The organism is Streptomyces sp. NPDC050508 (genome assembly GCF_040655155.1).
Classification (GTDB): Bacteria; Actinomycetota; Actinomycetes; order Streptomycetales; family Streptomycetaceae; genus Streptomyces.
The window spans coordinates 85,214-102,751 of the sequence record NZ_JBFAJJ010000018.1; the positions used below are offsets into that span (position 1 = coordinate 85,214).

The 17,538-nt window shown below is 70.9% G+C and carries 22 protein-coding genes; 11 read left to right on the forward strand and 11 right to left on the reverse strand.

Translation table 11 applies throughout. The annotated features are described in order from the left end of the window. Nucleotides 1-53: 53 nt before the first annotated feature. The gene (locus tag AB0I69_RS38645) at nucleotides 54-1,022 is read right to left on the reverse strand and encodes a diacylglycerol kinase family protein (RefSeq protein WP_363100430.1); all 969 of its coding nucleotides are present in this window, start codon (nucleotides 1,020-1,022) and stop codon (nucleotides 54-56) included. A 116-nt stretch (nucleotides 1,023-1,138) separates the two neighbouring features. Between AB0I69_RS38645 and AB0I69_RS38650 the strand changes: the two genes are divergently transcribed. After that, entirely contained in the window at nucleotides 1,139-1,594 is a 456-nt protein-coding gene (locus AB0I69_RS38650) for a hypothetical protein (RefSeq protein WP_363100431.1), read from the forward strand. Nucleotides 1,595-1,621: 27 nt separating this feature from the next. On the opposite strand, the gene AB0I69_RS38655 is transcribed toward AB0I69_RS38650, so the two are convergent. The 3 genes from AB0I69_RS38655 to AB0I69_RS38665 form a co-directional block, all read right to left on the reverse strand. Then, nucleotides 1,622-2,764, reverse strand: a complete 1,143-nt coding sequence (locus AB0I69_RS38655; RefSeq protein WP_363100432.1) for an RNA polymerase sigma factor SigF — start codon at nucleotides 2,762-2,764, stop codon at nucleotides 1,622-1,624. Then, complete coding sequence (locus AB0I69_RS38660; protein WP_004925829.1) at nucleotides 2,761-3,174, reverse strand: anti-sigma regulatory factor; 414 nt, start codon at nucleotides 3,172-3,174, stop codon at nucleotides 2,761-2,763. Before AB0I69_RS38660 ends, AB0I69_RS38655 begins: the two co-directional genes overlap by 4 nt. A gap of 266 nt (nucleotides 3,175-3,440) precedes the next feature. After that, entirely contained in the window at nucleotides 3,441-3,701 is a 261-nt protein-coding gene (locus AB0I69_RS38665; RefSeq protein ID WP_266772430.1) for a UBP-type zinc finger domain-containing protein, read from the reverse strand. Nucleotides 3,702-3,763: 62 nt separating this feature from the next. Here AB0I69_RS38665 and AB0I69_RS38670 point away from each other — a divergent pair, with 62 nt between their 5' ends. Next, nucleotides 3,764-5,359, forward strand: coding sequence for a Na+/H+ antiporter (locus AB0I69_RS38670; RefSeq protein ID WP_363100433.1), 1,596 nt, complete (start codon nucleotides 3,764-3,766; stop codon nucleotides 5,357-5,359). A 201-nt stretch (nucleotides 5,360-5,560) separates the two neighbouring features. On the opposite strand, the gene AB0I69_RS38675 is transcribed toward AB0I69_RS38670, so the two are convergent. Further along, nucleotides 5,561-6,475, reverse strand: coding sequence for a pyridoxal-phosphate dependent enzyme (locus AB0I69_RS38675; RefSeq protein ID WP_363100522.1), 915 nt, complete (start codon nucleotides 6,473-6,475; stop codon nucleotides 5,561-5,563). A 261-nt stretch (nucleotides 6,476-6,736) separates the two neighbouring features. Further along, the gene (locus AB0I69_RS38680) at nucleotides 6,737-7,327 is read right to left on the reverse strand and encodes an N-acetylmuramoyl-L-alanine amidase (RefSeq protein ID WP_363100434.1); all 591 of its coding nucleotides are present in this window, start codon (nucleotides 7,325-7,327) and stop codon (nucleotides 6,737-6,739) included. A 295-nt stretch (nucleotides 7,328-7,622) separates the two neighbouring features. Between AB0I69_RS38680 and AB0I69_RS38685 the strand changes: the two genes are divergently transcribed. The 7 genes from AB0I69_RS38685 to AB0I69_RS38715 all read left to right on the forward strand — a co-directional run bounded on the left by AB0I69_RS38685 (nucleotide 7,623) and on the right by AB0I69_RS38715 (nucleotide 13,300). After that, entirely contained in the window at nucleotides 7,623-9,029 is a 1,407-nt protein-coding gene (locus AB0I69_RS38685) for a family 2B encapsulin nanocompartment shell protein (RefSeq protein ID WP_363100435.1), read from the forward strand. Between the two features lie 113 nt (nucleotides 9,030-9,142). Then, complete coding sequence (locus AB0I69_RS38690) at nucleotides 9,143-10,246, forward strand: family 2 encapsulin nanocompartment cargo protein polyprenyl transferase (RefSeq protein WP_363100436.1); 1,104 nt, start codon at nucleotides 9,143-9,145, stop codon at nucleotides 10,244-10,246. A 173-nt stretch (nucleotides 10,247-10,419) separates the two neighbouring features. Further along, complete coding sequence (locus tag AB0I69_RS38695) at nucleotides 10,420-11,025, forward strand: GNAT family N-acetyltransferase (protein WP_363100437.1); 606 nt, start codon at nucleotides 10,420-10,422, stop codon at nucleotides 11,023-11,025. A 4-nt stretch (nucleotides 11,026-11,029) separates the two neighbouring features. After that, entirely contained in the window at nucleotides 11,030-11,215 is a 186-nt protein-coding gene (locus AB0I69_RS38700; RefSeq protein WP_363100438.1) for a hypothetical protein, read from the forward strand. An 85-nt stretch (nucleotides 11,216-11,300) separates the two neighbouring features. After that, nucleotides 11,301-11,714: a YciI family protein gene (locus AB0I69_RS38705; protein ID WP_363100439.1), complete on the forward strand. Its 414-nt coding sequence runs from the start codon at nucleotides 11,301-11,303 to the stop codon at nucleotides 11,712-11,714. A gap of 5 nt (nucleotides 11,715-11,719) precedes the next feature. After that, a complete protein-coding gene (locus tag AB0I69_RS38710; RefSeq protein WP_363100440.1) occupies nucleotides 11,720-12,937 on the forward strand; it encodes a sigma-70 family RNA polymerase sigma factor in 1,218 nt (405 codons plus the stop codon). Between the two features lie 9 nt (nucleotides 12,938-12,946). Beyond that, nucleotides 12,947-13,300 (forward strand): DUF952 domain-containing protein, encoded by a 354-nt coding sequence (locus tag AB0I69_RS38715; RefSeq protein ID WP_363100441.1) that lies wholly within the window; start codon nucleotides 12,947-12,949, stop codon nucleotides 13,298-13,300. A 10-nt stretch (nucleotides 13,301-13,310) separates the two neighbouring features. Here AB0I69_RS38715 and AB0I69_RS38720 read toward each other — a convergent pair whose 3' ends face one another. From AB0I69_RS38720 to sodN, 4 genes are all read right to left on the reverse strand, one after another. Then, nucleotides 13,311-14,063, reverse strand: coding sequence for a VOC family protein (locus tag AB0I69_RS38720; RefSeq protein ID WP_363100442.1), 753 nt, complete (start codon nucleotides 14,061-14,063; stop codon nucleotides 13,311-13,313). Between the two features lie 82 nt (nucleotides 14,064-14,145). Continuing rightward, nucleotides 14,146-14,562, reverse strand: a complete 417-nt coding sequence (locus tag AB0I69_RS38725; RefSeq protein ID WP_363100443.1) for a VOC family protein — start codon at nucleotides 14,560-14,562, stop codon at nucleotides 14,146-14,148. 10 nt (nucleotides 14,563-14,572) lie between these two features. Continuing rightward, entirely contained in the window at nucleotides 14,573-14,983 is a 411-nt protein-coding gene (locus AB0I69_RS38730; RefSeq protein ID WP_363100444.1) for a helix-turn-helix transcriptional regulator, read from the reverse strand. 146 nt (nucleotides 14,984-15,129) lie between these two features. Then, entirely contained in the window at nucleotides 15,130-15,525 is a 396-nt protein-coding gene (gene sodN / locus AB0I69_RS38735; RefSeq protein ID WP_019058247.1) for a superoxide dismutase, Ni, read from the reverse strand. A 145-nt stretch (nucleotides 15,526-15,670) separates the two neighbouring features. Between sodN and sodX the strand changes: the two genes are divergently transcribed. Next, on the forward strand, nucleotides 15,671-16,105 hold the full coding sequence (gene sodX, locus AB0I69_RS38740; RefSeq protein ID WP_363100445.1) for a nickel-type superoxide dismutase maturation protease: 435 nt from the start codon (nucleotides 15,671-15,673) through the stop codon (nucleotides 16,103-16,105). On the opposite strand, the gene AB0I69_RS38745 is transcribed toward sodX, so the two are convergent. Beyond that, nucleotides 16,009-16,638, reverse strand: a complete 630-nt coding sequence (locus AB0I69_RS38745) for a CGNR zinc finger domain-containing protein (RefSeq protein WP_363100446.1) — start codon at nucleotides 16,636-16,638, stop codon at nucleotides 16,009-16,011. The genes sodX and AB0I69_RS38745 overlap by 97 nt on opposite strands. Before the next feature lie 100 nt (nucleotides 16,639-16,738). Here AB0I69_RS38745 and AB0I69_RS38750 point away from each other — a divergent pair, with 100 nt between their 5' ends. Continuing rightward, nucleotides 16,739-17,497 carry a methyltransferase domain-containing protein gene (locus AB0I69_RS38750; protein WP_363100447.1) on the forward strand — a complete coding sequence of 253 codons (759 nt, stop codon included), beginning with the start codon at nucleotides 16,739-16,741 and terminating at the stop codon, nucleotides 17,495-17,497. Nucleotides 17,498-17,538: the final 41 nt, after the last annotated feature.

A 17,538-nucleotide genomic window follows, 5' to 3' on the forward strand; every position in this document is an offset into this window, starting at 1 on the left:
TGGGGTGGATCCTGGTCTAAACGTTCGAGTGAAAGGACTTCAGCCCTTTCTGCTCACACAATCACACGCAGTGCACGGCGTACGCCTGTGAACGTCACGCTCGTACGCAGTCCGAGGTGGTCGCCGTCCATCTGGAGGGGCAACGGGGCCTTCGAATGCAAGGTGAACTCGGTCAGGTCGTGCAGGGCCGCAGCATGCTTGCCATGGGGTCCACGCTCGGGGGACGAAGTGAGCAACTGGGTGCCATACCGGGCAACCGCGGCGCTGGACAGGCGGCTGAGACCGAGTACGTCGAGGCCTTTATCGAACGACGCCTTAGGTGACGTGTACATCGGGCGATTGCCCAGGTAAGTCCAGGGGGACGTGTTCGAGACTATGGCCACCACGAGATCGGTGAGCGGGTCCTCACCGGGCTGCTCCAGGGTGATCGTCCCGTGCCGGCGGTGCTGCTCGCCGAGGAACTGCCGGACCACCTGACGCACGTACAGCGCATGCGTGGACTTCTTGCCCTGTTCCCGTTGTTGTTCGACCCGCCCGACCACCCCGGCGTCGAATCCGAGCCCGGCGTTGAAGGTGAACCAGCGGGACGGCACCGCCTCGTCCTCGGTGCCGGGCGTCCCGGAGGTCAGCCCCAGCCCGACCGTGCGCTCGCTGCCCCGGCGCAGGGCGTCCAGCAGGGCGCCGGTGGCCTCCACGGCGTCGTTGGGCAGTCCCAGGGCGCGGGCGAAGACGTTGGTGGAGCCGCCGGGGACCACGGCGAAGCCGGGGAGGCGTTCCGGGTCGGGGCCGGTGTGCAGGAGGCCGTTGACGACCTCGTTGACCGTGCCGTCGCCGCCGAGGGCCACCACCAGGTCGACGTTCCCGCTCTCTGCGGCCTGCCGGCCGAGGTCGCGCGCGTGCCCTCTGTACTCCGTGGTGACCGCTTCCAGCTTCATCTCGCTCGCGAGTGCGTGGAGCAGGACGTCGCGCGTACGTGCGCTTGTGGTGGTTGCCGCCGGATTGACCACGAGAAGTGCACGCATGAGTTGCAGCGTACCTACTGGGGGGTACTCGTCCCATACCGAGGTAGGCGTTGGGTAAGAGGTGAGGGCGTGAGCCTGGACACCTGGGGCCGAACCCCGAGGGCTACCCTTCTGGGGTGAGCGCTGAGCAGACCCCCGCCCCGGAGACCGACGGAGCCGACGGACCCCGCCCGCGACGCCTGACCTACGCGGCGGTCCTCGTCGCGCTGGAGGGTCTCGCGCTGGCTGTGGGCGGTGTCTGGATGCTCGTCCTCGGTCTCACCGGCGATCCGGACGACCGGCAGCAGGCCGTGACCGGAGGAGTGACCCTGGTGGTGCTCGCGCTGCTGCCGCTGCTCGCCGCGCGCGGGCTGCTCGGCCGCCGCGGCTGGAGCCGGGGGCCCGCCGTCATCACGCAGATCATGGCGCTGCCCGTGGCCTACAACCTGCTCCAGGCCGACAGTGTGGCCATCCCGGCCGGTATCGCGCTCGCGGTGATCGCGATCGTCTCGCTGGTGCTGCTGGTGAACCAGGCGACGACACAGGCCCTCGGAATCCGAGGGCCCGGCCGCACCGAAGAGCCGAAGAGCTGACCTTTTTCCGGTCTTGCACCGCCGGTCCTACTCCTCGACGAGGAGCTTCTCCCGCAGCTGGGCCAGTGTCCGGGCCAGCAGCCGGGACACGTGCATCTGGGAGATGCCGACCTCCTGCGCGATCTGCGACTGCGTCATGTTGCCGAAGAAGCGGAGCAGCAGAATTCGCTTCTCCCGGGGCGGCAGGTCCTCCAGGAGCGGCTTGAGCGACTCGCGGTACTCGACGCCCTCCAGGGCCTCGTCGTACGCGCCCAGTGTGTCCGCGACCGCGGGGGACTCGTCGTCCGTGTCGGGGACGTCCAGGGACAGCGTGGAATAGGCGTTGGCCGACTCCAGGCCCTCCAGGACCTCCTCCTCCGAGATGCCCAGCTTCTCGGCCAGCTCGTGGACCGTGGGGGAGCGGCCGTGCCGCTGCGAGAGCTCCGCCGTCGCCGTGGTCAGCGCGAGGCGCAGCTCCTGGAGCCTGCGCGGGACGCGCACCGCCCAGCCCTTGTCACGGAAGTGCCGCTTGATCTCGCCGACGACCGTCGGGGTGGCGTACGTCGAGAACTCGACGCCGCGCTCCGGGTCGAAGCGGTCGACCGACTTGATCAGGCCGATGGTGGCGACCTGGGTCAGGTCGTCCAGCGGCTCGCCACGGTTGCGGAAGCGGCGCGCGAGATGCTCGACGAGCGGCAGGTGCATACGGACCAGCCGGTTGCGCAGCTCCGCGTACTCGACGCTGCCGTCCTTGAGTGTGCGCAGCTCGATGAAGAGTGCGCGCGCTCCGCTGCGGTCGTGAGGGTCGTGCCGTGTGACCTGCACGGCCTGCACAACCGGTGTGCCCGCCACGTCGTCCCGCTCGTGCTCGCTCATGGTCCCGCCCGTCGCCCTTTCCCGAGCTTTCGCCTCCTCCCCCACGCTCGACTCAGTCGGAGCGGGGGGACCCCCGGCAACGGGGGAGACCCCACCAATACGCACGGCACCGTCCTGCTCACGTTGACCGTCGTCCATCAAACCGGCCTCCGAGGGTTCGTCCTCCGGGTGCGGCCGGGCCTGTTCCGGGATTCCGCCGCATGGCACGAGGGGGTTGCCGTCCGCCGTGCGGCGGGATTCGTCCGAGCCGCCCTCGGCCGGCAGCTCCCGTGTGCCGCGCTCTTCGTCCCGCACCGGCCCGTCCCCGTTCCTCACGCCGGCCCGGGTCCCGCGCCGCGCTGTTTGTAGAGGCTGATCGAAACGGTCTTGTCCTCGTCGACTGCCGATGAGACCTTGCCCGCGAGGGCCGAGAGCACGGTCCAGGCGAAGGTGTCGCGCGAGGGTGCGTGACCGTCCGTCGTCGGGGCGGAGACGGTGACTTCGAGCGAGTCGTCCACGAGCCGGAAGACACAGCTGAGCACTGAGCCCGGCACGGCCTGCTGGAGCAGGATCGCGCAGGCCTCGTCCACCGCGATGCGAAGGTCCTCGATCTCGTCGAGGGTGAAGTCCAAACGGGCTGCGAGGCCGGCCGTGGCCGTACGCAGCACCGACAGGTAGGCACCCGCAGCCGGCAGCCGGACTTCCACGAAGTCCTGGGTCGCGGGCTCGCCTGCGATCTGGGACACCCTCACCTCCAAGGTGGTACAAGCTCTTTCGGGGGCCCAGGGGTCGCCCCCCGGGGTAACGCGATACTTGGTTCAGCGGTGACGCTACCGCGCTCTGAACTTTCCTGTCCCCGGGACCCCAACCCCATGGTGTCACTCATAGTAAACCTACGGATACGCTCCGTGGCTAGGGGTCCTGCGGGCCCAATTGGGAAGAGCGCGCGCCGGGTTGACGTACCCAGACGTCAGACGGTCGAACCGTCGAAACCGGCGCTCGGATTACGGGGTCACAGGAGGACGTGGTCGACGAAGCACCAGCGCCAGCTCTCCCCGGGCTCGAACGTCCTCATCACCGGATGCCCGGAGTCCTTGTGATGTGCTGTCGCGTGACGGGCGGGCGAGGAGTCGCAGCAGGCGACATGGCCGCAGAAGAGGCACAGTCGCAGCTGCACGGGGTGGGTGCCGGCCGCCAGACACTCCAGACAGGTCTCGCTCTGGGGCCCCGGCTCCGGGAGCGGCAGCGCGTCGGCGTGCGTGCACTGTTTCATGATTGCCAGATTACGACGGGTGTGCGGTTGGCCGCGCGCAAAAACGAGGGCGGGCGAGGACGATGGACGTGATGCCACTGCTGTTGCTGGTGGCGGGAAGTGCCGTGGTGGCCGCCGCGGCCCGGCGCACCCCGGTGCCGGCGCCGCTGCTGCTGGTCGCGGTCGGGCTGGTCGTTTCGTACGTCCCGGGGGTACCGGACTACACCCTCGACCCGGACGTCGTCCTGCCGCTGCTGCTGCCCCCGCTGCTGTACACGTCGGCCACCGACAGCTCGTACCTCGACCTGCGGGCCCAAGTGCGGCCCGTGGCACTGCTGTCGGTCGGCTACGTGCTCTTCGCCACGTTCGTCGTCGGGTGGGCCGCCTATGTGATCGTGCCGGGGCTGCCGCTGACCGCGGCGCTGGTGCTGGGCGCGGTGGTGGCGCCGCCGGACGCGGTCGCCGCGACGGCGGTGGCGCGCCGGGTCGGACTGCCGTCACGGATCACGACGATCCTCCAGGGCGAGTCCCTGCTGAACGACGCCACCGCGATCACCGCCTACAAGGTGGCCCTCGCGGCCGCGATCGGCGAGGGCGCGACCTGGGGCGGCGGCATCGGGGAGTTCCTGCTCGCGGCCGTCGGCGGTGTCGGGGTCGGGCTCCTCATGATGGTGCCGATCCACTGGCTGCGCACGCACCTCAAGGAAGCGCTGCTGCAGAACACGCTCTCCCTGTTGATCCCGTTCGTCGCCTACGCGGTCGCCGAGCAGGTGCACGCCTCCGGGGTGCTCGCCGTCGTGGTCGTGGCGCTCTATCTGGGGCACCGCGCGTGGGAGGTCGATTTCGCGACCCGCCTCCAGGAGGAGGCGGTCTGGAAGATGGTCGCCTTCGTCCTGGAGTCGGCGGTCTTCGCGCTGATCGGGCTGCAACTGCCGGTGGTTCTCAAGGGCCTTGGGGAGTACCGGGGCCTCGACGCCGCCCTGTACGCGGTCGCCCTCTTCCTGGTGGTCGTCGCGACCCGGTTCGTGTGGGTGTACCCGGCGGCCTTCCTGCCCCGTCTGCTGTCGGAGCGGATCAGGCAGCGCGAGGACAACCCCACCTGGAAGGGGGCGATGACCACCGCATGGGCCGGCATGAGGGGCGTGGTCTCGCTGGCCATCGCCTTCTCGATCCCGCTCACGGTGCACGGCGGTGACCCCTTCCCGCAGCGCAACCTCATCCTGTTTCTGACCTTCACGACGGTCATCGGGACCCTGGTGGTGCAGGGTCTGAGCCTGCCCCCGATCATCCGCCTGCTGAAATTCCCCGGGCGCGACCCCCAGGCCGAGACGCTGGCCGAGGCCAACGCCCAGGCGCAGGCCTCCCGGGTCGCCGAAAAACGCCTGAACGCCCTCCTGGAGGACGAGCGCAACGCCCTGCCCCCGCCACTCGCCGACCGGCTCCGCGAGGTCCTGGAGCGCCGCCGCAACGCCGTCTGGGAGCGCCTCGGCGCCACCAACCCCGTGACCGGCGAGACCGTCGACGACACCTACCGCCGCCTGTCCCGCGAGATGATCAGCGCCGAGCGCTCGATGTTCGTGCGCCTGCGCGACGGCCGCTACATCGACGACGAGATGCTCCGCACCCTGCTGCGCAGGCTGGACCTGGAGGAGGCGGCGGCTTACCGGGAGGCCGCCTGAGCAGGTCGGCAGAGTCATCCACGGTTCGGCAGCGCCCTGAAGGGGCGTGGGGCTGTGTCGATGTGCGGCTCCGCCGCGCGGGTGCGACCAGCCATGACGGTGCCGCAGACGATCGGACGGCATCTCGCGGCCCCGCGGCGGAGCCGCACATCGACACAGCCGGCGGAGCGCCCAGTGGCGGCCGCGGCGCCTGGAGGGGGCTTACGGGAATGGGCGCCCGGTGACGACCGCCGTGATCGTCGTCCCGCGCGGGAAGGCGCCCTCGTCGGCGAGCACGACAAGTCCGTAGAGCAACTTGGCGACATAGAGACGCTCGACCGGCAGCCCGTGCCGGTGCTCGAAGTCCTCGGCGAAGGCGTCGAGTTCGGCCGGCACGCGCGCGTAGCCCCCGAAATGGAAGCGGTCGTCCAGCGACCAGTCGCCCCGCCGACCGCCGAAGGCCCGCTCCTGGAGGGCTGCGACATCGGTGCTCAGGAAGCCGCCCTTGAGGACCGGTATCCCCAAGGCGCGCTGGTCGGGGGCGAGTCCGGCGGCCAGCCCGGCCAGCGTGCCGCCGGTCCCGCAGGCGAGGGCGACGACATCGACGTCGGCACGCGCGCGCAGTTCCTCACCCAGGGCCCGGCAGCCGCGCACGGCAAGGGAGTTGCTGCCGCCCTCGGGGACGACGTACGCGTCCTCCGTGTCCGCCGCGCGCAGGATCGCGGCCAGCGTCTCCGGCTCGGTCTTGCGCCGGTACGTCGACCTGTCGACGAAGTGGAGGCGCATCCCGTCGGCCGCGCACCGGGCCAGGGACGGGTTGAGCGGGCGGTCCGTCAGCTCCTGGCCGCGGACCACGCCGACCGTGCGCAGACCCAGGAGGCGGCCCGCGGCGGCGGTGGCGCGCAGGTGGTTGGAGTAGGCGCCGCCGAACGTGACGACCGTACGTCCGGCCGCCGCCGTGAGGTTCGGCGCGAGCTTGCGCCACTTGTTGCCGATCAGGTCCGGGTGGATCAGGTCGTCCCGCTTGAGCAGCAGCCGGATGCCGTGCCGACCGAAGCGCCCGTCCGAGATCTCCTCCACCGGCGAGGGGAGCCGGGGCCGTAGGGCGGCGAGGTCGGCGCGGTCGGGGCTGGTCACGGCACCATTGTCACCTGGGGCATCCGGGCTGCCCGGGTCGCCCGGGGCGTCCATGTCGCCCAGGGTGCCCGGGACATCCAGATCGCCGGGGTTGCCCGAGGCACCCGTGTCACCCATGTCGCCGGGGTTGCCCAAGGCGTCCATGTCGCCTGGGGCATCCGGAGCCCCGGGTTGTCAGAGGCGCCCGTGCCGGCTGGAGCATCCATCTCGCCCGTGTCGCCCGTGTCGCCCGTGCCACCCCGAGCCCCATGCCACCCGGGGTCACTTCAGCCGGTCGTGGACCCGGGCGCGCAGCCAGTTCATCGTGAAGCCGCGCGGGTCCACCTTTCCGGGCTGCCACTCCAGGTGCCCGATCACCGACCGCTCCGACCAGCCGTGGTGGCGGCAGATCGCCGCGGAGACCCTCTCGATGGTCTCCAACTGGGCCTCGGGCCAGGGGTCCTCGCCGTCGCCGAGGTTCTCGCACTCGAAGCCGTAGAAGTGCCGGTTGCCGTCGGTGTTGGCCTCGTTGTCGTGCGGCAGCGTCTTCTCGGCGATCACCGCGCGCAGCACGTCGTCGTCGCCGAGGCCGGCGTGGTTGGCGCGGCCGTAGCCCACCAGGTGGAGGGTGCCGTCCTTGGTGATGACGCCGTGGCAGAGCGGGCCGGGGAGGTCCGGGCGGCCCTCGCGGCACAACTCCACCGTGCGCGCGCTGCCGTTGGTGACCGTGTGGTGGATCATCACGCCGTGGACGGGCCCCCACGGGCCCTTGTGGTTGCGGTTGTGGTGCTCCCAGTCGCCGACCTCGACGACCTTGACGCCCTCCGCCTTCAGACCGGCCAGGAAACCGCCCGCGGACATGGGTGAGGCCATGACGCCTCCTTCGTGCTGTGCGACGGCCGTCGTTCGAGGCCGTCTGGTATCGCTGCTTGTACCGAAAAAGCGCGGTACGGACGACTTGTTCGTACGGCGTGCGAGTCGATCCGGACACCCCGGACACCAGCGGCCACTCGAACAACATTCGACGTAAACAGCCCCCGTGCCCAGCAGTTGAAGATCCATTCCCGCTCTTTTGGGTAATACCATCAGCACGCTCCGTGAGGAAGGCTGGTGCGCGGGAACGATGCCCGGCGCAACCGTGCCGGGCGAATGGGGAGGGCATTTCTCTATGTCGGTAGGCGAAGAGGTCCGCACGGAGCAGGGCAAGCCGCAGCAGAGTCTTGGCACGGCGGCCGCGCGGAACCTGGCCACGACCACGAAGTCCGCGCCGCAGATGCAGGAGATCAGCTCGCGCTGGCTGCTGCGCACACTGCCGTGGGTGAACGTGCAGGGTGGCACATACCGGGTGAACCGACGGCTGAGTTACTCCGTGGGCGACGGCCGGGTGACATTCGTGAAGACCGGCGACCGCGTCGAGGTCATCCCCGCGGAGCTGGGCGAGCTGCCCGCGCTGCGGGACTACGAGGACGAGGAGGTGCTCTCGGAGCTGGCCACCCGCTGCCGGCAGCGCGAGTTCGCCCCGGGGGAGGCGATCGCGTCGTTCGGCAGTCAAGCCGACGAGGTGTACCTGCTGGCACACGGCAGGGTGGAGAAGGTCGGCACGGGCCCGTACGGCGACGACACGGTGCTCGGAGTCCTCGCCGACGGCGCCTACTTCGGCGACCAGGGGCTGCTCGACCCGGCGGCCATCTGGGAGTACACGGCCCGCGCGGACACCGCCTGCACGGTGCTCGTGCTGGCCCGAGGTGACGTCGAGCAGGTCGCGGAGCGCTCCGACACCCTGCGGGACCACCTCACGCAGCTGCGCGCGATCCCCGAGCAGCGCACCAACAAGTACGGCGAGAAGTCCATCGACCTCGCCTCGGGCCACTCCGGCGAGCCGGACATCCCGCACACGTTCGTCGACTACGACGCCCGGCCGCGCGAGTACGAACTGAGCGTCGCCCAGACCGTCCTGCGCATCCACTCGCGCGTCGCCGACCTCTACAACCAGCCGATGAACCAGACCGAGCAGCAACTCAGGCTCACCGTCGAGGCGTTGAAGGAGCGCCAGGAGCACGAGCTCATCAACAACCGCGAGTTCGGCCTGCTCAACAACTGCGAGTACGACCAGCGGCTCCAGCCGCACGACGGTGTGCCCAGCCCGGACGACCTGGACGAGCTGCTCAGCAGGCGGCGCGGCACCAAGATGCTCCTCGCCCACCCGCGCGCGATCTCCGCGTTCGGCCGCGAGCTCAACAAGCGCGGACTGGTCCCGGAGTCCCTCGACGTCGGCGGCAACCGCATCCCCACCTGGCGCGGGGTGCCGATCTACCCGTGCAACAAGATCCCGGTCAGCGACCGGCGGACCACCTCGATCATCGCCCTGCGTACCGGCGAGGCGGAGCAGGGCGTCATCGGCCTCCAGCAGGCCGGCATCCCGGACGAGATCGAGCCGAGCCTGTCGGTGCGCTTCATGGGCATCAACGAACAGGCGATCATCAAGTACCTCGTGACGGCCTACTACTCGGCGGCGGTCCTGGTGCCGGACGCCCTCGGCGTCCTGGAGAACGTCGAGATCGGCCGCTGGAGGTGACGTTTCAGCAGCTGGACGCGGTGTCCCCGCCCGTCAGGGCGGGTACACCCCGGTCGTATGCGACCGGTCGCAGCGCAGACGTCACCGTCCGCGGACTGTCCGAGGGGGACCCCATGGCCGAGTTCGGGACGGAGACGAAACAGCCTGCCGACGGGACGCGGGCGCTCGACGGGACACCGCCGACGCCGCCGCCCGACGGGCACGAGGCGGCGGTGATCCTGGAGGAGGCCCGGGCATCCGTCGACCCCGAGCTGCGCTCGGCGATCGACTCGCTGCCCGGCTCGATGCGCCGGATCGCGCTCTACCACTTCGGGTGGGAGCACGCGGACGGCACACCGGCGGCGGGCAACGCAGGCAAGGCGATCCGCCCCGGCCTCGTCCTGGCCGCGGCCACCGCGCTCGGCGGCGAGCGGGCGCGGGCGAGCGCGCTGCGGGCCGCGGCGGCGGTGGAGCTGGTCCACAACTTCACGCTGCTGCACGACGACGTGATGGACCGGGACACCACCCGCAGGCACCGGCCCACCGCCTGGACCGTGTTCGGCGACGCCGACGCGATCCTCGCCGGGGACGCACTCCAGGCACTGGCCCTGCGGCTGCTCGCCGAGGATCCGCACCCGGCGTCCCCGGCCGTCGCCGTCCGGCTCGCGGACTGCGTCATCGAACTGTGCGAGGGGCAGCACGCGGACACGGCCATGGAGAAGCGCGGCCCCGGCGAGGTCACCCTCGACGAGGTGCTCGCCATGGCCGAGGCCAAGACCGGCGCACTGCTCGGCTGCGCCTGCGCGGTGGGCGGGCTGTACGCGGGGGCGTCCGCCGAGGACGTCGAGGCGCTGGACGCGTTCGGCCGTCAGGCCGGGCTCGCCTTCCAGCTGATCGACGACGTCATCGGCATATGGGGCGACCCCGGCCGCACCGGCAAACCGGCCGGCGCCGACCTCGCCGTCCGCAAGAAGTCCCTGCCCGTCGTCGCCGCCCTCACCTCGGGCACCCCGGCGGCCGTCGAACTCGCGGAACTGTACGGAACGCCGTACGAGGAAGGGGAGTTGGAGCGCACCGCGCTCGCCGTCGAGCGGGCGGGCGGCCGGGACTGGGCGCAGGCCCAGGCGGCCGACCGGATGGCGCGTGCCGTGCAGGAACTGGCCCGGGCGATTCCGGACCCGCAGGACGCGGGCGGTCTGCTCGCGCTGGCCGAGTTCGTGACCCGGCGCAGCAGTTGATGACTCCGGAGCTCTCCGCAACCGCGCGGTCCTGACCCCGCGCGGCCACCGAGGGCCCCGGACAGGCGGGTCCCGCGCATCCCCACGGTGCGCGGGGCCCGCCCTCATCCGCGGAAATCCCGATAGGCTCAACACCCGTACGGAATACGACTGTTGAGACGTGGGGGCGGGACATGGGCGTGGCGATCCGGGCGGCGGGCGAGGGTGACCGGGAGCTGGTCGTCCGACTGCTGGACGAGGCGTTCCAGAACGATCCGGTGAGCGGCTGGGTCTTCCCCGACGCCGAGTACCGCCGCACGACCCACCACAGACTCATGGCCGCCTTCACCGACGCCTCGTTCGCCGGCGGCCGCATAGACCTCGCCGAGGACGGCGCGGCGTGCGCGCTGTGGCTGTCGGTACCGGCCGAAGCGCATACGGAGGACGGCGAGGACGAGGCCGTACAGCTCCGGGAGTTGGTGGATCCGGACAACGAGCGGGTCGAGACGATAGCCCGGCTCATGGCGGCGGGGCATCCCGCCGGCCGGGCCCACGAGTACCTGTGGATGATCGCCGTGACACCGGGCCGCCAGGGCGAGGGCCTCGGTGCCGCGCTCATCCGGCACGTCCTGGACCGCTGCGACCGCGAGGGCCTGCCCGCGTACCTGGAGGCGAGCAGCGAGCGCAGCACCAAGCTGTACGAGCGCCTCGGCTACACGTTCACCGACCACACCCTCGACCTCCCGGACGGCCCGCACATGTATCCGATGTGGCGGGAGCCCCGGACGGTTCTAGGCTGAGTGCATGGGCAGAGAAGAGCACACCTGTCCCGTCTGCGGACAGCCGGTGGCCACCGTCGTCCGGCGGTACAAGACGCTCGGCGCATGGGTACCGAAGTGGGTGGCCGGCCCGTGCCGGAACCCCGAGTGCGAGGCGTACGTTCCCGGGGGCGTGGAGCCCGATGCCGACTCCGCCCCGAAAGAATCCTGAACCCGTGTCGAGAATCCCGGCCCGGCTCCGATGTCTCCTGTGAGAGCCGCCCGGCACGGGTGGCGGGAGGCGAAGGAGCGGACTCATGAAGTACCTGGTCATGGTGCAGGGCACACAGGCGGACTACGACGGCATGCAGGGCAAGCCCACCCCGGGTTCTCCGGCCTGGAGCGAGGCGGAGACGCAGGCCATGTTCGCCCACATGGGCGCCATCAACGACGACCTGTCCGAGACGGGTGAGCTGATCGACGCGCAGGGGCTGACCGAGCCCGCGAGGACCCGGCTGGTGGCGCTGGGCGCGGACGGCAAGGCCGTGATCACCGACGGGCCGTACAGCGAGACCAAGGAGCTGATGGCCGGCTACTGGGTCCTGGAGTGCGCGAGCCTGGAGCGCGTCACGGAGATCGCCGACCGTGTCACCCGCTGTCCCCTGCCCGAAGGTGCCGTCAACCGCGCGGTGGTGATCCGCCCCATCGGGGACGGCGGCGGGGATATCTGAGCCGTATGCGTGACACCACCGGGATCACCGGCACCGAGGACTTGCTGCGCCGCCACGCGCCGCAGGTCCTCGGCGCGCTGGTCAGGCGGTACGGCCATTTCGACGTCGCCGAGGACGCCGTACAGGAGGCGCTGCTGGCGGCGGCCAGGCAGTGGCCGGAGCGCGGGGTGCCGGAGAATCCGCGCGGCTGGCTGATCCGGGTCGCCTCGCGGCGGCTGACGGACGCGCTGCGCAGCGAGGAGGCGCGGCGGGCGCGGGAGGAGAAGGCCGCGGCACTCGCGCCCCGGGAGCCGTACACGGCCGAGCCGCCGCGCGAGGACGACACCCTCTCCCTGCTCTTCCTCTGCTGCCACCCGGAGCTGACCCCGACCGCGCAGATCGCGCTCACCCTGCGGGCGGTCGGCGGACTGACGACGGCCGAGATCGCCCGGGCGTATCTCGTCCCCGAGGCGACGATGGCGCAGCGCATCAGCCGCGCGAAGGCCAGGGTGCGCGGTGTGCGCTTCGGGCGGCCGGACAACTGGGCCGAGCGGCTGCCGGCCGTTCTGCACACGCTGTACCTGATCTTCAACGAGGGCTATACGGCGACGTCCGGCCCGAGTCTGACGCGGCGCGAACTCGCGGGCGAGGCCGTCCGGTTGACCCGTGCCGCGCACCGGCTGCTCCCCGAGGTCGGTGAGGTGGCGGGGCTGCTCGCGCTGATGCTGCTCACCGACGCCCGCCGGGCCGCCCGCACCGGCCCGCACGGCGAACTCGTCCCCCTCGACGAACAGGACCGCGACCGCTGGGACAGGGCGGCGATCGAGGAGGGCGTCGCCCTCGTCACCCGGGCGCTGTCCCAAGGGCCCGCGGGGCCGTACCAGTTGCGCGCGGCGATCGCCGCCGTACACGACGAGGCGCCGTCGGCGCGGGCGACGGACTGGCACGAGATCCTCGGCCTGTACGAGGTATTGGTGCGCCTGGTGCCAGGCCCCGTCGAACGCCTCAACCGGGCTGTCGCCGTCGCCATGGTCGACGGTCCGCACGCGGGCCTGGCCGAACTGGATCTACTGGCGGACGAGTTGGGGGAGGGGCACCGCCCCGACGCGGTCCGCGGCCACCTCCTGGAACGGGCCGGAGAGTTCACCGCGGCCCGGGCCGCCTACGAGTCGGCGGCGGCCAGGACCCTCAGCCTGCCCGAGCAGCGCTACCTTCGGACGCGGGCGGCGCGGCTGAGGCCGTAGCGTGCTCCCATGCCGGAACACGAACCCACCACCGCCACCACCCCCATCCTCCACATCACCGAGCGCGCCCTCTGGGACGCGGCCCGCGAGCGCGGCACCTACGAGTGGTCGACCCGTGGCCGCACCCTCCAGGAGGAGGGCTTCATCCACTGCTCGACCCGCACCCAACTCCCGCGCGTGGCAGCGTTTTTGTACGGTTCCTACGACGGCCCCGACGACCTGGTGGTCCTGGTCGTGGACCCGGGGCGGCTCGGCGCACCGCTGAAGTACGAGGCGCCGGAGCCGGGCGGGGAGGAGTTCCCGCACGTGTACGGGGCGATTCCGGTGGGCGCGGTGGTGGACGTGGAGGAGTGGACGGGCTGAGCCAGTTGCCTCAGGAACGGCTGGGCAGGCCGCCGGTCTCCGGGTCGCGCCCGGTCAGGCAGTACGTACCGCCCGCCGGGTCCCGCATCACCGTCCAGTGCCTGCCGTGGGAGACGACGGTCGCGCCCAGTTCCTCGTGCCGTGCCCTGGCCGCGTCGATGTCCGCGCAGGCCAGGTCGAGGTGGGCGGAGGCGGTGCGCTCCTCGTCGAGGCGCTGGAGCAGGATGCGGACCGGCAGGCCGGGCGGGGGCTTGACCACATGGAACTCGGGGAGTGCGCCCGACAGCGAGGTCCAGTCGGGCAACAGGGCGCTCCAGAAGGCGACTTCGGCGTCGTAGGAGCCGGGTCCGATGTCGATGGACACCTGGTCGAGGCGGGTGCCGGCCACGACGGGCGGTCGTACGGCCTCGCCGTGCCAGGGGCCCGCGCAGAACAACTGCCCGGCGGGGGACCGGAGTACGGCCCAGGCGTCGTGCTCGGCGACGGTGTCCGCGCCGAGCCGCAGCGCGGACTCCACGAACGCCGGTACGTCGTCGACCGAGAAGTCGAGATGAGCGCCGCCCGGGCCCGCCCCGACACCCTGGACCTTCACGCAGGCGTCCGCCCCCTCCGACAGCAGGGTGCCGAACTCCTCCTGCTCACCGCGGAGTTCGGACAACCGGGTGCCCGTGACGGCCGTCCAGAAGGCGCAGGCGGGGCCGAAGAGGCCGAGCGGGCGGTCGACGAAGGCGTAGGTCCAGCGGATGCTGCTTGCAGGGCTCATGGCGTGATGGTAGGCGGGAGACCGCGACCGCCCCGCGCAATTTCCAGCCCCCCTCTGCCAGCCCCTCTCTCAGCCCCCTCTGTCAGTCCTCGCTCCGCTCCATGAACCGCAGCATGTTCCCGGCCGGGTCGCGGAACGCGCAGTCACGGACGCCGTACGGCTGGTCCGTCGGCTCCTGGACCACCTCGGCGCCGGACTCCTGGACGCGGGCGTAGAGGGCGTCGCAGTCGGTGGTGGTGAAGTTGACCCCGCGCAGGGTGCCCTTGGCGAGCAGTTCGGCCATGGCCTGCTTGTCGGCGGGGGAGGCGTCCGGGTTCGCGGCCGGCGGCTCCAGGACGATCTCCACGTCCGGCTGCAACGGCGACCCCACGGTCACCCACCGCATGCCCTCGAAACCGACGTCGTTACGGATTTCCAGCTCCAGGACGTCGCAGTAGAAGGCGAGCGCCTTGTCGTGGTCGTCGACGGCGATGAAGCACTGGCGGAGTTTGAGATCCATGGACGACAGGCTAGGGCCGGAGGGGCGGTCCCGCCCGGTTCGGCCGGGTGAAAGTGCGGGCCACGCAGGACGGGATGACCGCGCCTGCCTCGTGCGAGCGGGCGCGGTAGGCGCTGGGGGTCTCGCCGACCAGTTCGGTGAACCGGGAGCTGAAGGAACCGAGCGAGGTACAGCCGACGGCCATGCACACCTCGGTCACGCTCAGGTCGCCGCGCCGCAGCAACGCCTTCGCACGCTCGATCCGGCGGGTCATGAGATAGCTGTACGGCGTCTCCCCGTACGCGGCACGGAAGCTGCGCTGGAAGTGGCCCGGTGACATCAGCGCGGTGCGGGCGATCGAGGCCATGTCGAGCGGCTCGGCGTACTCGCGGTTCATCCGGTCGCGGGCCCGGCGCAGCCGTACGAGGTCTTCGCGGTTCACGTCGTCCAGGATGGCACGGGGCGGCTTTCCCCGGATCGGGATGGACGAAGGGGCCCCACCGGCGAACCGGCAGAGCCCCTTCCCCGCGCCCGTTGACCGTCGATGGTGCACCGATCGTCGGTCGGTCGGGGCGGGCCGACTGGGTGTCAGGCCTTCTTGGTCTCCCAGAAGATCTTGTCGATCTGGGCGATGTAGTCGAGCGCCTTCTGGCCCGTCGCCGGGTCGGTGGACGCCTTGGCGGCCGAGAGGGCCTTCAGGGTGTCGTTGACCAGCTGGTGCAGCTCCGGGTACTTCTCGAAGTGCGGGGGCTTGAAGTAGTCGCTCCAGAGCACCGAGACGTGGTGCTTCGCGAGCTCGGCGCGCTGCTCCTTGATGACAATGGCACGCGCCTGGAAGTGCGGGTCGTCGTTGGCGGCCATCTTGTCCTGTACGGCCTTCACCGACTCCGCCTCGATGCGGGCCTGGGCCGGGTCGTACACGCCGCAGGGCAGGTCGCAGTGCGCGCTGACCTTCACCTTGGGGGCAAACAGGCGGGAAAGCATGGAGCGTTCCTTCCTCGTGATCGTCTTCTCAGGTGGGACATTACTCCCTGGAGAAGCTGATTTCGCGAGTGCCCCCATGGGCTTAGGACAAAAGTCCAGGGTCGGACTCAGACTGGTGGAGGATAGGACCGGGGAGGTGCCGGGGATGCCGGAGCTGTCGCAGGAGACCGAGCGTGGGAGGGCCGTACTGCCCTTCGGGACGGCCGAGGTGACCGGGCCGTCCATGGTGCCGACGCTGTGTCACGGGGATCTGCTCGTGGTGCAGTACGGCGCCAGGGTCAGGCCCGGGGACGTCGTCGTGCTGCGGCATCCGTTCCAGCAGGACCTGCTGGTCGTCAAGCGGGCCGCGGAGCGGCGGGACGGCGGGTGGTGGGTGCTCGGGGACAACGCGTTCGCCGGGGGGGACAGTACCGATTACGGTGCCGTGCCCGAGGATCTGGTGCTGGGCAGGGTGCGTTTTCGGTACCGGCCGCCGAAGGCCGGTCAGCGGTCGCCGGTCGCGCTCGTCCGCTGGGCGCTCTCGGCCGCCAGGCCCGTCCTCTCCGACCGGTCGGCCTCCAGGCGTTTCCGGGCCCGGTAGGCGGCCACGTTGGCGCGGGTCGCGCAGCGGTCCGAGCAGTAGCGCCGGGAGCGGTTCGTCGAGGTGTCCAGGTAGGCGTTGCGGCACGGCGCCGCCTCGCACAGGCCGAGGCGGTCGACGCCGTACTCGGTGAGGTGGAACGCCAGGCCCATCGCCGCGATGGCCGCGTAGCCGGCGGTCGCGTTGGACGGGTGGTCCGCGAGGTGCATGTGCCACAGCGGGCGGCCGTCGTCGTTCCGGAAGTTGTGCCCGGAGATCTGCGGGCTCACCGGGAATTCCAGCAGGAGCGAGTTCAGCAGGTTCACCGCGAGCGTCTCGTCGCCGCCGTCCGCCGACTCGAAGACCGCCCGCAGCCGCCCCCGGACCGAACGGAACCGCGTGACGTCGGCGTCGGTGGCGCGACGGGCCGCCTCCTGGTTCGTGCCGAACAGGTCCCGCACGGCCTCGACCGAGGTCAGGGAGTCCTTGCCCCGGACCGGTTCCTCGGTGTTGATGAGGCGTACGGCATAGTCCGAGTAATAGGCCAGTTCCACTTGTAGTCCTTACAGGGGCGCTCTATTGTCGTGGATGCGGTCGGGTAACAGCCGATTGCACTTCCAGGGTATTACGACAGTGACTGGACAGGGGGTCCTCATGACGACCGGTGTCGGAACCGACTGGCAGGCCTGGCAGGAGAGCTGGGACAAGCAGCAGGAGTGGTACATGCCCGACCGGGAGGACCGCTTCCGGATCATGCTCGACATGGTCGAGGCCTGCGTCGGGCCCGAGCCGCGCATCCTCGACCTCGCCTGCGGCACCGGCAGCATCACGGCCCGGCTGCTGGCCCGCTTCCCGAACGCCACCAGCACCGGGGTCGACCTCGATCCCGCCCTCCTCACCATCGCCCGCGGCACCTTCGAGGGCGACGAACGCGTCTCCTTCGTCACGGCCGACCTCAAGGACCCGGAGTGGACGACGAGGCTGCCGTACGACTCGTACGACGCCGTCCTGACCGCCACGGCCCTGCACTGGCTTCGCGACGAACCCCTCGCGGCCCTCTACGGTCGGATCGCCGAACTCGTCCGCTACGGCGGCGTCTTCATGAACGCCGACCACATGATCGACGAGACCACGCCCAGGATCAACGCGATCGAGCGCACCCAGCGCCACGCCCGCATGGATCAGGCCATGCGGAACGGCGCCCTCGACTGGGCCGAGTGGTGGCAACTCGCCGCCCAGGACCCGGCCCTGGCCGAACCCACGGCCAAGCGCTTCGAGATCTACGGCGACCACGCCGACGGCGACATGCCCTCGGCCGCGTGGCACGCGCGCGTGCTGTGCGAGAAGGGGTTCGGGGAGGCACGGCCGGTGTGGCGCTCCCCTTCGGACACGTTGCTGCTTGCGCTGAAGTAGCCCGCCGCACAAGCGCAAGGGGCGGTACGGAAGATCCGTAC

What these genes read in the sequence shown, in the direction of transcription:
- AB0I69_RS38645 (WP_363100430.1), bottom strand. Translation starts at nt 1,022, where the DNA reads ATGCGTGCACTTCTCGTGGTCAATCCGGCGGCAACCACCACAAGCGCA.
- AB0I69_RS38665 (WP_266772430.1), bottom strand. Translation starts at nt 3,701, where the DNA reads ATGAAACAGTGCACGCACGCCGACGCGCTGCCGCTCCCGGAGCCGGGG.
- AB0I69_RS38670 (WP_363100433.1), top strand. Translation starts at nt 3,764, where the DNA reads ATGGACGTGATGCCACTGCTGTTGCTGGTGGCGGGAAGTGCCGTGGTG.
- AB0I69_RS38680 (WP_363100434.1), bottom strand. Translation starts at nt 7,327, where the DNA reads ATGGCCTCACCCATGTCCGCGGGCGGTTTCCTGGCCGGTCTGAAGGCG.
- AB0I69_RS38685 (WP_363100435.1), top strand. Translation starts at nt 7,623, where the DNA reads ATGTCGGTAGGCGAAGAGGTCCGCACGGAGCAGGGCAAGCCGCAGCAG.
- AB0I69_RS38690 (WP_363100436.1), top strand. Translation starts at nt 9,143, where the DNA reads ATGGCCGAGTTCGGGACGGAGACGAAACAGCCTGCCGACGGGACGCGG.
- AB0I69_RS38695 (WP_363100437.1), top strand. Translation starts at nt 10,420, where the DNA reads ATGGGCGTGGCGATCCGGGCGGCGGGCGAGGGTGACCGGGAGCTGGTC.
- AB0I69_RS38700 (WP_363100438.1), top strand. Translation starts at nt 11,030, where the DNA reads ATGGGCAGAGAAGAGCACACCTGTCCCGTCTGCGGACAGCCGGTGGCC.
- AB0I69_RS38705 (WP_363100439.1), top strand. Translation starts at nt 11,301, where the DNA reads ATGAAGTACCTGGTCATGGTGCAGGGCACACAGGCGGACTACGACGGC.
- AB0I69_RS38710 (WP_363100440.1), top strand. Translation starts at nt 11,720, where the DNA reads ATGCGTGACACCACCGGGATCACCGGCACCGAGGACTTGCTGCGCCGC.
- AB0I69_RS38715 (WP_363100441.1), top strand. Translation starts at nt 12,947, where the DNA reads ATGCCGGAACACGAACCCACCACCGCCACCACCCCCATCCTCCACATC.
- AB0I69_RS38720 (WP_363100442.1), bottom strand. Translation starts at nt 14,063, where the DNA reads ATGAGCCCTGCAAGCAGCATCCGCTGGACCTACGCCTTCGTCGACCGC.
- AB0I69_RS38725 (WP_363100443.1), bottom strand. Translation starts at nt 14,562, where the DNA reads ATGGATCTCAAACTCCGCCAGTGCTTCATCGCCGTCGACGACCACGAC.
- sodN (WP_019058247.1), bottom strand. Translation starts at nt 15,525, where the DNA reads ATGCTTTCCCGCCTGTTTGCCCCCAAGGTGAAGGTCAGCGCGCACTGC.
- sodX (WP_363100445.1), top strand. Translation starts at nt 15,671, where the DNA reads ATGCCGGAGCTGTCGCAGGAGACCGAGCGTGGGAGGGCCGTACTGCCC.
- AB0I69_RS38750 (WP_363100447.1), top strand. Translation starts at nt 16,739, where the DNA reads ATGACGACCGGTGTCGGAACCGACTGGCAGGCCTGGCAGGAGAGCTGG.